Genomic DNA, 12,108 nt, shown 5'->3' on the forward strand with positions numbered 1-12,108 from the left:
ATGTTGAGATGGCTGGCGGGCAGGTCGCGAAATGACATGCATGTTGACAAGGTCCTGATGTGCTTGGACAATCGCCCGTTCGCTGACCCATTACAAACACAATTTTTGGAGATCAAAACTATGAACCATGTACGTATGCCTGGTGTAGTCGTCGTTCTCGCCGCTTCCCTGGCAATCGTCGGCTGTGGCAAGAAGGAAGAGCCCAAGGCCGCCGCACCTGCTCCGGCACCGGCTGCCGCTGCCCCGGCCGCGAAGCCGGAAGTCGTGGTGAAGATCGGCCATGTCGCGCCATTGACCGGCCCGATCGCGCATCTCGGCAAGGACAACGAAAATGGCGCCCGGCTGGCGGTCGATGATGCCAACGCGAAGAAGGTCGAAATCGACGGCAAGGTCATCAAGTTCGAACTGCTCGGCGAAGATGACCAGGCTGACCCGAAGACCGGCACCGTCGTCGCACAGAAACTGGTTGATGCGAAGGTGGCCGGTGTGGTTGGACACCTGAACTCCGGTACGACCATCCCGGCTTCGGCCATCTACAATCAGGCCGGTGTGCCGCAGATTTCGCCTTCGGCGACCAATCCAAAATACACCCAGCAGGGTTTCAACACGACGTTCCGGGTGATGGCCAACGACATTCAGCAGGGCTCGGTGGTCGGCACCTATGCGGTCAAGGACATGGGGGCGAAGAAGGTCGCGATCATCGACGATCGCACCGCCTATGGTCAAGGCTTGGCCGATGAGGTCGAAAAGGCTGCCAAGGCGGCCGGTGCAACGGTTGTCGCGCGCGAGTTCACCAACGACAAGGCCACCGACTTCAAGGCCATTCTGACCAAGATCAAGGCCAAGAATCCCGACGTGATCTTCCTCGGTGGAATGGACGCGGTGGGTGGTCCGATGCTCAAGCAGATGCGCGAACTGGGTATCAAGGCCAAGTTCACCACGGGTGACGGCGGTTGCACGCCCGAGCTGGTCAAGCTGGCTGGTGCGGCGTCCGAGGGTGTGATCTGCACGCAAGCAGGCCTGCCGGTCGACAAGCTGCCGAATGGCCAGAAATTCGTCGAAGACTTCACCAAGAAGTACGGCCAGATTCAGATCTACTCGCCGTACAGCTACGATGCCGTGATGGTCCTGGTCGACTCGATGAAGCGCGCCAACTCCACCGACCCGGTCAAGTATCTGCCGGAAGTCGGCAAGACCTCCTACGACGGTGTCACCGGCAAGATCGAGTTCGACGAAAAGGGCGACATCAAGAACGGCGCGATTACCGTTTTCGAAATCAAGGATGGCAAGCTGGCGACTCTGAAGACCGAAGGCGGCACTGCCTCGGCCAAATAAAGAAAGAGTCCGCTACCGGGGACATGGCGTTGGCCATGTCCCCGTCCATCCCGCAGCCGCAGCCGCCCGGCGTCGACCGGGGAGGGGGTTCGGGTGCGGCTACGTCGGCATGAGTGGGAACCCAGGGTTCGCCACAAGTACCACGTTGCGGAAAGCCTGCCCATGGACACTCTCCTCCAGCAACTGATCAACGGCATCACTCTCGGTGCTGTGTACGCTCTCGTCGCTCTCGGCTACACGATGGTCTATGGCATCATCGGCCTGATCAATTTCGCCCACGGCGAGGTCGTGATGATCGGCACGATGGTTGCTTTCACGGTCATTGTCTCGCTCGCCGGCTCGGCCATGGCACCCCTGATGATTCTCGGTATCGGCGTCGCGGTATCGGTGGTCGTTTGCATGGTGCTGGGCTGGGCGCTCGAACGGGTCGCCTATCGCCCGCTGCGCCATGCGCCGAGATTGACACCGTTGATCACGGCGATCGGCATGTCCATCGTGTTGCAGAACGTGGCGATGATCATCTGGGGCAGGAACTACATCACCTTCCCACCGATGATCGGCAAGCACATCTACGAATTTGGCGGTGCCAGCTTCACCAACGTGCAGATTGCCATCGTTACGCTGGCAGCCTTGATGATGCTGGGGCTGATCTACTTGGTACACCGCACGCGCATCGGCATGGCCATGCGGGCGACCGCGCAGAATCAGCACGTCGCCGCATTGATGGGGGTTGATATCGATCGCGTCATTGCCATGGCGTTCATCATCGGTTCTGCACTCGGCGCCGTGGCCGGCTGCATGGTCGGCTCCTACTACGAGATCGCGCATTATCAGATGGGTTTCATGCTCGGCCTGAAGGCGTTTACCGCTGCCGTTCTCGGCGGAATCGGCAATCTCGCCGGCGCCATGGCCGGCGGCCTGCTGCTGGGTGTAATCGAGGCGCTGGGCGCTGGCTACATCGGCGACCTGACCGGTGATTTCCTTGGCAGCCACTACCAGGACATCTTTGCCTTCATCGTGCTGATCATCGTTCTGATGTTCCGTCCTTCGGGGCTGTTTGGCGAACGTACTGGAGATCGCGCATGAAAGGCCAATTCAGGAGATCGGTTGCAGGACAACGGCCTTGGCTGGGCGTGCTGCTGCTCACCGCCGTCCTCTTGTTGGTGCCCTTCGTTGCCGGTCTCGGTGGTCAGGCCTGGGTGCGGATTGCGAACTTCGCGATCCTGTACGTTTTCCTGGCGCTGGGCCTGAATATCGTCGTCGGCTACGCCGGCCTGCTCGACCTCGGTTACGTTGCCTTCTACGCGGTTGGAGCCTATACCTATGCGCTCCTCGCCTCGCCGCATTTCGGAATCCATTTGCCCTTCTGGGTGATTCTGCCACTAGGTGCTGGTCTCGCGTGCATGTTCGGCGTGCTGCTCGGGGCGCCAACACTGAAGCTGCGCGGTGATTATCTGGCGATCGTCACGCTGGGTTTCGGGGAAATCGTTCGCATCTTCATGAACAATCTGAATGCACCGGTCAATATCACGAACGGCGCGCAGGGAATCACGCTGATCGATCCGATCCGGATCGGCGACTTTTCATTTTCGCAAAGCGGGACGATCTTCGGCATCACGCTTTCAGGGCCGCAGAAATACTATTTCCTGCTGGTCGTTCTGGCGCTGCTGGTGATCGTCGTCAACGTCCGCCTGCAGAATTCGCGCATCGGGCGCTCCTGGCAGGCGATCCGCGAGGATGAAGTCGCGGCCAAGGCCTGCGGCATCAATACCCGCAACATCAAGCTGCTGGCCTTTGCCATGGGAGCTTCCTTCGGGGGAATCGCCGGCGGCGTCTTCGCCGCGATGCAGGGCTTCGTCAGCCCGGAAAGCTTCTCGTTGATGGAGTCGATCACCATTCTGTCGATGGTCGTTCTTGGCGGCATGGGCCACATCCCCGGCGTAATTCTCGGTGCCGTCCTGTTGACCGGTCTGCCCGAGGTGCTCCGCTACGGCATCGAACCTTTGCAGCGGGCCGTATTCGGCCGCATGATCGTCGATCCGGAGAGCTTGCGGATGCTCGTTTTCGGTCTCGCACTGGTGCTCGTCATGCGTTTTCGACCGGCCGGGCTGTGGCCTTCGTCGCAGCGCCTCCGTGAACTTGCCGAGACGGCGGATTGAGCATGAGCGAACAGCCACTGCTTCTCGAAGCGCATGAAGTCGCCAAGCATTTCGGCGGCGTCAAGGCCTTGCAGGATGTTTCGCTGACCATTCGCCGCGGCGAGATTTACGGCCTGATCGGACCGAATGGTGCCGGCAAGACGACGTTTTTCAACTGCCTGACTGGTCTCTACAAGAACGAAAGCGGCCATTTCGTCTTTGACGGGGTCAGGCTCGAGGCCGACGCACCGCACAAGGCCGCTGCCGTAGGGATTGCCCGCACCTTTCAGAACATTCGCCTGTTCGGCAACATGACGGCGATCGAGAACGTCATGGTCGGCCGCCACCTGCGCACACGCGCCGGCGTGCTCGGGGCGATTACCCGCAACGCGGCGACCCGGGCCGAGGAGGCGGCGATCACTCGTCGCGCCGAGGAACTCCTGCATTACGTGGGCATTCACGAACGGGCGCACGACTACGCCAAGCACCTTTCGTACGGGGACCAGCGACGCCTCGAAATCGCCCGTGCGTTGGCCACCGAACCGAAGCTGCTGGCGCTCGACGAGCCAGCGGCGGGAATGAACGGTACGGAGACCGAGGCCCTGCGCGTGCTCGTCGAAGGCATCTGCCGGGACGGCGTGACCGTCCTGCTGATCGAACACGACGTCAAACTGGTGATGGGCCTGTGTCGCCGCGTGGCAGTTTTCGACTACGGCGAAAAGATCTGCGAAGACGTTCCCGCCGTCGTGCAGAAGGACCCGCGTGTGATCGAGGCCTACCTCGGTGGGTCGGTGGCCTGAAGCCGGTAAGGGAACGATGAACCATGCTCGAAGTTAACGGACTGCGCGTATCCTACGGCGGCATTCAGGCCGTTCGCGGCATCAGCTTCCACGTCAACGAAGGCGAGATGGTCGCGCTGATCGGCGCCAACGGCGCCGGAAAGAGCAGCACCTTGCGGGCGCTGGCACGCCTGCTCGATCCCGCCGGGGGCAGTGTCCGCTATCGCGGCAAGGAACTCCTGCCCCTGCCGCCGCACGCATTGGTCGCGGAAGGGATTGCGCTGGTGCCTGAAGGCAGAGGAGTCTTTCCTCGCATGACCAGCCTCGAGAACCTGCGCATGGGAGCCTACGCGCGTAGCGACAAGGCGGCGATCGAACAGGACCTCGAACAGGTTCTCGGCCATTTTCCGCGCCTCAAGGAAAGGGGACAGCAACTGGCCGGGACGCTCTCGGGGGGCGAACAGCAAATGCTGGCAATCGGACGAGCGTTGATGAGCAGGCCCCGCCTGATGCTGCTCGATGAGCCATCGATGGGACTGGCGCCGATCATGGTGCAAAAAATCTTCGAGGTCATTCGCACGGTCGCCAGCGACGGCATGACCATCCTGCTCGTCGAGCAGAATGCCAAACTCGCGCTGGAAGTCAGCCAACGTGGCTATGTCATGGAAAGCGGCGAGATCACGGTGACCAACGAGTCGACGCATCTGCTTGCCGACCCCAAGGTGCGCGCCGCCTATCTCGGCGAATAGGGCTTGCCGGGGCTTACAACTCCATCCCGTCGGCGAATGCCATCGCCTGCATCTGCGCCCGGTTGAACTGCGTCGCCGTCAGGCCGAGCATGCCGGCCTGCTCGGCGATCACGGTCGGGTCGCCTCTTTCGCTGCCCCGGGCCAGGTCAAGGAGGGGTTGATAGCGACCGCCATTGCCGAGCAGGGCATCGCAGATTGTCTCGGGCAGGCGCATTGCCTCCAGTACCTGTTCCATGCCGACGCCGAGCAGCGCGTCGAGCAGCGAGAATGCCCCGGTGATGAATAGATTGTCGTACTCGGACTTGTCTACCAGACCGTTGGCGAGCAATTCCATCAGGCGTGCCCGAAGCAGCGCCGTGTACATCAATGCCGGTGCCATCGGGTCCCTGCTGGCCGTCGCCAGCAGCAGCGACAACCAGCGATTCAGCTTGTCGTAGCCGAGCATGCTGACGGCGTGTCGGAAGGAATGAATCTCGCAGAACAGGCCGAAGCCGGCGGAATTGATGTAACGCAACAGTTTGTAGGAAATCGCGACGTCAAGTTTGAGTGCGTCTTCGATTTCGTGTATCTCGGCGTTCGTACGGACCAGGTTGAGCACGCGCACGATGTTCGCCTGACCCGCGGTCAGCTTTTTTGCCGGCACGCCACTTGGCGCGACAAAGAACCAGCCGGCAGCAGCGGTCATGCCCGCATCCAGACAAGCGCGAAAATCCTCGGGCGTTTCCACGTTGAATGCGATCCCCATTCCCTGTGCACGGGTGCGCGCCGAGAGCAGCTTGAGTTGCGCCAGCGTGAAGCGCTGCGCGTCGAAGCCGATGAAGCGGCAAGGCACGCCGCAGTTCAGTGCCGTTGCCGCATGCGGATCGAAATGCAGGCAGACGGTCGGTTGCCAGATCTGCAGCGCGGCGATCAGCTCTGCTCCCTGCGGACCCAGAAGCGCGGTTGCCGGCAACTCGATGGTTGCATTCTGCGGAGCCGACCAGTCGAGCAGTGTGGCATCGCAACCATCACCGCAATCGATGAAGACTGGCCTTGCGCCGGGCGGCCAGACACTTTCCAGTCCATTGAGCGCGTCCACCGCATCCTGCATGCCGCCCTGCTGTCCGAGATGCAGCGTCAGGCGAGTGGCGATGACCCGACTTTGCCGATTGACCAGCGGCTGGCGGGACATGAAGACTTTGGTCATGCCATTTCATCCCCGACGTCGGTGGAACCCTTCGCGGCGATTGCCTGCAGCGAGTCCGCAGCGTAGTCGAACGAATCCGCGAAGAACTCGTCCTGCGGCAACTGACAACGGGCCAGAAAGTCCCGTCGGGCTGCGCTCACCATCGCCGGCGAGCCACAAACGTATGCCTGGTAGCCAGAAAGGTCGGGGTGATCGCTCATCGCGACTTCGTGCACCAGGCCGATGCGGCCATCCCAGCCTTCCTCGCTTGGCGAGTCGGAGAGGGCTGCCGTAAACGTGATGTGGGCATGTTGCGCCGACCACCGTTCGGCAAGGGGCAAGAGGTAGAGATCGGCAAGACGTCGGCCTCCCCAGTAGATGTGCATCGGCCGCGTGTTGCCTTCGGCGATGGCGTGCTCGACGATCGCCTTGATTGGTGCGAAGCCGGTTCCTCCCGCCACCAGCAGCATCGGCCTGGTCGACTCCTCGCGCAGGAAAAAGCTGCCCAGGGGCCCGCGCAGGCGGAGAATGTCGCGCTCCTTCATGCTCGCGAAAACATGACCGGTGAATTGTCCGCCGGGCACCTGCCGGACGTGCAACTCAAGAACCTCGTCCGCGTGCGGCGCGTTGGCCAGCGAAAACGAGCGCCGCCGGCCCTCCTTCAGCAGAATGTCGACGTATTGCCCGGCGAGAAACTGCAAGCGCTCGTTGGCCGGCAGCTTGAGTTCGACGATCATCACGTCGGGCGCGGCACGGGTCAGCCGGTGCACGCGCGCCGGCAGGGTACGGACCGGAATGTCGCCGAGCGCGCGCGCTTCCCGGCTTTCGATGCAAAGATCGCTCTTTGCCAGCGCACAACAGAAGAGCGCGTAGCCGGCCCGCCGATCGGCCTCGCCGAGTACCTCGAACGATGCCTTGCCGTGTGCCACTTCTCCGCTCAGCACCCTTCCCCGGCAGGATCCGCAGGCTCCATCACGGCAACCATAGGGGAGGCTCAGTCCCTGGCGGAGCGCAGCTTCGAGGATCGTTTCGTCAGGCTCGGCCTGAAACGCGCACTGGCTCGGCTGAACGCTTATCTGAAAACCCATCGACTCTCCGCTGCTGTCCTGATCCGGTAAAATCGCGCGGTGAAGAAACTATTGATCGTCGGTTGCGGTGACATCGCCCGCCGCCTGCTGCCCCATCTGCTTGGCCACTACCATGTCTTTGCACTGCTGCGTGATGCCGGCCAGTGTGCCTTCTGGCGCGACAAGGGCGCGCGGCCAGTCGTCGCCGATCTCGATCAGCCGCGCAGCCTGCGGCGCATCGCCGGCCTGGCCGAAATCGTTGTGCACCTGGCGCCGCCCCCCACTGTCGCCGGCGATCGAGGTGACGCCCGCACCCGTGGCCTGCTCGCAGCACTTGCTCGCGGCAGGAGTCTACCACAGCGAATCGTGTATATAAGTACCAGTGGCGTATACGGCGACTGCAAGGGCGAACGCATAGACGAGACGCGACGCCTGCGGCCGGCGACCGCCCGCGCCCGTCGTCGCGTCGACGCCGAGCGCCAACTGCGTGCCTTCGGCCGCCGCGGCGTTGTCGTCAGCATCCTGCGTGTCCCAGGGATTTATGCGGCCGATCGGCTGCCGATCGAACGTCTGCAGAAGGGGACTCCGGCGCTTTGTGATGCGGACGACGTATACACCAACCACATTCACGCCGAAGACCTGGCAATGCTCACCTGTGCCGCCCTTCGCCGTGGTCGCTGCAACCGCGCCTACAATGCCGCGGACGATTCGGAAATCAAGATGGGCGAGTATTTCGATCTCGTTGCCGACCATTTCGGCCTGCCCAGGTCGCCCCGCCTCTCGCGCCACGAGGCCGAGCAGCGCCTGTCGCCGCTGCAGTTGTCTTTCATGACGGAGTCGCGTCGCCTGCGGAACGGGCGAGCGAAAAAGGAGTTGCGGGCGCGGCTACGCTATCCGCACGTAGCCGACGGCGTTGCCGCCGCGGCAGGGAAAGGATGAAACCGTGCTGATCGTCAAGGTCCTGCATCTCTGGATGGTCGTGAGCTGGTTCGCCGGTCTCTTCTATCTGCCGCGCATCTTCGTGAACCTGGCGATGATCGACCCGGCCAGCGTCGCCGAGCGCGAGCGTCTGCTGCTGATGGCCGGCAAGCTGTACCGCTTCGTCACCCCGATCGGCATTCTCGCCGTTGCCTTCGGCTTCTGGCTGTGGTTCGGTTTCGGTTTCGCGGGCGGCTGGCTGCACCTCAAGACCGCCCTGGTCTTGCTGCTGCTGCTCTATCACGCGTATTGCGGGCGGCTGCTGCGCGATTTCCGGAACGGCCGCAACGTCCACAGCCATGTCTGGTACCGCTGGTTCAACGAAATGCCGGTGCTGGCGCTGCTGGCGGTGATCTATCTGGCCGTCGTCAAGCCGTTCTAGTCCATCTGTCGGGAGACAAAGCGTCGTGGAAACGTATTTTGCCAGCTGCCCGCGCGGCCTCGAGCATTTGCTGCGCGAAGACCTCGCTGCAGCGGGCGCCTGCAATCTCAGGCAGATCTCGGGCGGCGTGCACTTTGCCGGCGACTGGCCTGTCTGCTATCGCGCCAATCTCCACTCGCGCATCGCCACACGCATCCTGTGGCGCGTGGCCCACACGCGCTATCGCAGCGAGGAGGACATTTACCGCCTGGCACTCGACACCCCGTGGCCCAGGTGGTTCGTCGCCGAGCAGACGATTCGCGTCGACGTCAATGCCGTCAAGAGCCCGCTGAAGAGTCTCGACTTCGTCACGCTGCGCATCAAGGACGCCGTTTGCGACCGCTTTCGCCGTGACGCGGGAATTAGGCCGAGCGTCGATACGCGGCAGCCGGATGTGCGGGTGCAAGGTTTCGTCGGTGAGGACGAGTGCACGCTTTATCTCGACACCTCGGGAGCACCGCTCTACCAGCGAGGCTTTCGTCAGAAGACGGTGGACGCGCCGCTCAAGGAAAATCTTGCTGCCGGCATTTTGCGCTTGAGCGGCTGGCAGCCCGGCGTGGCGCTGCTCGACCCGATGTGCGGCAGCGGCACCTTCCTGCTCGAGGCGGCGCAGGTCGCGCTGCGCATCGCCCCTGGTGTCGGCCGCGAGTTCGCTTTCCAGCGGCTGCGTAACTTCGATCCGGTCGCGTGGCAGCCCCTGCTCGACGCGGCCCGCGCCGGCGAAGCGACGGTCACCGACGCGGGAATCTTCGGCAGCGACCTGTCGCCAGTCGCCGTCCGCGCCGCGCTCGCCAACCTCGATCGTGCCGGTCTGTTACCCGCGGTCACCCTCAAAACCGGCGACCTGCTCGAAATCGAAGCGCCTGCCGAGCGTGGCATTCTCGTCAGCAACCCGCCATACGGCGAACGGGTTTCCGATCGGGACCAACTGGCAGCGTTTTATCCCTTGCTGGGCAGTGCCCTCAAGCGCAAGTTCGCCGGCTGGAACTGCTACCTGATCAGCGCTGACAGCAGACTGCCGAAAATGGTCCGCCTGACCCCGAGCAGAAAGACCCCGCTATTCAACGGCCCGCTCGAATGCCGCCTGTACGAATTCCGCATGGTGGCGGGAAGCAACCGCGGCGGCGCGGCTTCCGGTTGAGCAGATCGAAGAACCGACTGGCCACGCAACGCACGCACGCCAATCTAGAACGCTGCGATCCCGGTTTGCGCGCGACCGAGAATCAGCGCATGCACGTCGTGTGTTCCTTCGTAGGTGTTGACCACCTCCAGGTTCACCAGGTGGCGGATGACGCCGAATTCGTCCGAAATGCCGTTGCCGCCGAGCATGTCGCGCGCGGTGCGGGCGATTTCGAGCGCCTTGCCGCAGGAGTTGCGCTTCATCAGCGAGGTGATCTCCACAGTCGCGCTGCCCTCGTCCTTCATCCGCCCGAGGCGCAGACAGCCCTGCAGGCCGAGGGTGATTTCGCTCTGCATGTCGGCGAGCTTCTTCTGGATCAACTGGTTGGCGGCCAGCGGGCGGCCGAACTGGCGGCGATCCAGAGTGTATTGACGCGCCGTGTGCCAGCAGAATTCGGCGGCGCCGAGCGCTCCCCAGGCGATGCCGTAGCGCGCCGAATCGAGGCAGGTGAACGGTCCCTTGAGACCCCGGACCTCGGCGAAGGCATTCTCCAGCGGAACGAAGACCTCGTCCATCACGATCTCGCCGGTGATCGAACAGCGCAGGCCGACCTTGCCGTGGATCACCGGCGCCGAAAGGCCGGCCATTCCCTTTTCGAGCACGAAGCCGCGGATGGCACCGGCGTCGTCCTTGGCCCAGACGATGAATACGTCGGCGATCGGCGAGTTGGTGATCCACGTCTTGTTGCCGGAAACGAGAAATCCGCCATCGACCGCGCGTGCCCGGCACTCCATGCTGCCAGGGTCGGAACCGTGATTCGGTTCGGTCAGCCCGAAGCAGCCGATCCACTCGCCGCTTGCCAGTTTCGGCAGATAGCGGCGGCGCTGCGCTTCGCTGCCGAACTGGTAAATCGGCAGCATCACCAGCGAAGACTGCACGCTCATCATCGAGCGATAGCCGGAATCGACGCGCTCCACTTCGCGTGCCACGAGACCGTAACTCACGTAGTTGAGCCCGCCACCGCCGTATTCGGGCGGAATCGTCGGTCCGAGCAGACCCATTTCACCCATTTCCCGGAAGATCGCCGGGTCGCTGCGCTCGTGGCGGAACGCGTCGCGCACGCGCGGCAGCAGCCGACGCTGGCAAAAGTCTCGCGCGGCGTCGCGCAGCAGACGTTCGTCCTCGCTCAACTGCGCCGTCAGCAGCAGCGGGTCTTCCCAGCAGAATCGCGGTTTGGCAGCGGTCGCCATCGTTCTCTCGCAGCCGTCAGCGGATTTCAGCGTCTGACATCGACGACGACGCGCCCGCGCACCTTGCCGGCGAGCAGTTCATGCGCCACTTCGATCGCCTCGGCAAGGCCGATTTCGCTCGTGATTGCATCGAGCCTGGCGATTTCGAGATCCTGGCCGAGGCGTTGCCAGGCTTCCTGACGGACCGCCAGCGGCGCCATCACGCTGTCGATGCCGTAGAGCGTGACTCCGCGCAGGATGAACGGGGCCACCGTCGCCGGAAAGTCCATGCCGCCGGCCAGGCCGCAGGCGGCGACGGCGCCGCGATAGCGGGTCGTGGCGCAGGCATTGGCCAGGGTATGGCTGCCGACCGTATCGATCACCCCGGCCCAGCGTTCCTTGCCGATCGGTTTGCCGGGAGCGGCAAGTTCGCTGCGATCGATCACCGCTGCCGCACCGAGCGCCTGCAGGTGCGCCGCTTCGGCGGTGCGGCCGGTCGCCGCGACGATCCGGTAACCGAGTTTTGCGAGCAGCGCGATGGCCACGCTGCCGACGCCACCGTTCGCGCCGGTGACGAGGATTTCACCGTCCTCTGGCCGGATGCCGTGTTTCTCGAGCGCCAGCACGCAGAGCATCGCGGTGTAGCCGGCGGTGCCGAGGGCCATCGCCTGGCGCGCCGTGAAGGCGTGGGGAAGCGGCACCAGCCACTCGCCCCGGACGCGTGCCAGCTCGGCCAGACCGCCGCAGCGCGTCTCGCCAACGCCCCAGCCATTGAGCACGACGCGCTCGCCGATCGGCCACGCCGGGTTACTGCTGGCGATCACGCTGCCGGCAAAATCGATCCCCGGCACCATCGGAAAGCGGCGCACCACCGGCGCCTTGCCGGTGATCGCCAGACCATCCTTGTAGTTCAGCGTGCTCCATTCGACACTTACCGTGACGTCGCCCTCGGGCAGGACGGATTCGTCGATCTGCTGCACCTGCGCCTGGTAGCCGGCGTCGCCCCTGGTGATCAGAATTCCCTTGAACATCGTGCTATTCCTCCATCGTTGGCTGCCGCCGCGTGCGCGGATGCGCGCCATTCATGCTGACCGCCCGGGTCGGCAAGACCATGGTCGAACTGCTGC

12 protein-coding genes are annotated in these 12,108 nt (G+C 63.5%); 8 read left to right on the plus strand and 4 right to left on the minus strand.

The window, feature by feature from the left end:
- Window positions 1-120: 120 nt before the first annotated feature.
- The 5 genes from NFV80_RS13325 (at window position 121) to NFV80_RS13345 (ending at window position 5,001) form a co-directional block, all read left to right on the plus strand.
- On the plus strand, window positions 121-1,335 hold the full coding sequence (locus NFV80_RS13325; protein ID WP_295331042.1) for a branched-chain amino acid ABC transporter substrate-binding protein: 1,215 nt from the start codon (window positions 121-123) through the stop codon (window positions 1,333-1,335).
- 162 nt (window positions 1,336-1,497) lie between these two features.
- Window positions 1,498-2,421, plus strand: coding sequence for a branched-chain amino acid ABC transporter permease (locus NFV80_RS13330; protein WP_295331045.1), 924 nt, complete (start codon window positions 1,498-1,500; stop codon window positions 2,419-2,421).
- Window positions 2,418-3,494: an ABC transporter ATP-binding protein gene (locus tag NFV80_RS13335; protein ID WP_295331048.1), complete on the plus strand. Its 1,077-nt coding sequence runs from the start codon at window positions 2,418-2,420 to the stop codon at window positions 3,492-3,494. The genes NFV80_RS13330 and NFV80_RS13335 overlap by 4 nt, the downstream gene beginning before the upstream one ends.
- A gap of 2 nt (window positions 3,495-3,496) precedes the next feature.
- Window positions 3,497-4,273: an ABC transporter ATP-binding protein gene (locus tag NFV80_RS13340; RefSeq protein WP_295331051.1), complete on the plus strand. Its 777-nt coding sequence runs from the start codon at window positions 3,497-3,499 to the stop codon at window positions 4,271-4,273.
- A gap of 23 nt (window positions 4,274-4,296) precedes the next feature.
- A complete protein-coding gene (locus NFV80_RS13345) occupies window positions 4,297-5,001 on the plus strand; it encodes an ABC transporter ATP-binding protein (protein WP_295331054.1) in 705 nt (234 codons plus the stop codon).
- 13 nt (window positions 5,002-5,014) lie between these two features.
- On the opposite strand, the gene NFV80_RS13350 is transcribed toward NFV80_RS13345, so the two are convergent.
- Together NFV80_RS13350 and NFV80_RS13355 are read right to left on the minus strand one after the other, a co-directional pair.
- Entirely contained in the window at window positions 5,015-6,187 is a 1,173-nt protein-coding gene (locus NFV80_RS13350; RefSeq protein ID WP_295331055.1) for an HDOD domain-containing protein, read from the minus strand.
- A complete protein-coding gene (locus NFV80_RS13355) occupies window positions 6,184-7,254 on the minus strand; it encodes a CDP-6-deoxy-delta-3,4-glucoseen reductase (protein WP_295331057.1) in 1,071 nt (356 codons plus the stop codon). Before NFV80_RS13355 ends, NFV80_RS13350 begins: the two co-directional genes overlap by 4 nt.
- Before the next feature lie 39 nt (window positions 7,255-7,293).
- Here NFV80_RS13355 and NFV80_RS13360 point away from each other — a divergent pair, with 39 nt between their 5' ends.
- From NFV80_RS13360 to NFV80_RS13370, 3 genes are read left to right on the plus strand one after another with little or no spacing between them, the layout of a single operon-like run.
- The gene (locus tag NFV80_RS13360; protein WP_295331060.1) at window positions 7,294-8,172 is read left to right on the plus strand and encodes an NAD-dependent epimerase/dehydratase family protein; all 879 of its coding nucleotides are present in this window, start codon (window positions 7,294-7,296) and stop codon (window positions 8,170-8,172) included.
- A gap of 4 nt (window positions 8,173-8,176) precedes the next feature.
- The gene (locus tag NFV80_RS13365; RefSeq protein WP_295331062.1) at window positions 8,177-8,593 is read left to right on the plus strand and encodes a CopD family protein; all 417 of its coding nucleotides are present in this window, start codon (window positions 8,177-8,179) and stop codon (window positions 8,591-8,593) included.
- 25 nt (window positions 8,594-8,618) lie between these two features.
- Window positions 8,619-9,773 carry a THUMP domain-containing protein gene (locus NFV80_RS13370; protein WP_295331064.1) on the plus strand — a complete coding sequence of 385 codons (1,155 nt, stop codon included), beginning with the start codon at window positions 8,619-8,621 and terminating at the stop codon, window positions 9,771-9,773.
- Between the two features lie 44 nt (window positions 9,774-9,817).
- On the opposite strand, the gene NFV80_RS13375 is transcribed toward NFV80_RS13370, so the two are convergent.
- Both NFV80_RS13375 and NFV80_RS13380 read right to left on the minus strand, forming a co-directional pair.
- Window positions 9,818-11,002 (minus strand): acyl-CoA dehydrogenase, encoded by a 1,185-nt coding sequence (locus NFV80_RS13375; RefSeq protein ID WP_295331067.1) that lies wholly within the window; start codon window positions 11,000-11,002, stop codon window positions 9,818-9,820.
- A gap of 26 nt (window positions 11,003-11,028) precedes the next feature.
- A complete protein-coding gene (locus NFV80_RS13380) occupies window positions 11,029-12,012 on the minus strand; it encodes an MDR family oxidoreductase (RefSeq protein ID WP_295331070.1) in 984 nt (327 codons plus the stop codon).
- Window positions 12,013-12,108 lie beyond the last annotated feature (96 nt).

This window comes from Accumulibacter sp., assembly GCF_023806565.1.
GTDB lineage: Bacteria > Pseudomonadota > Gammaproteobacteria > Burkholderiales > Rhodocyclaceae > Accumulibacter.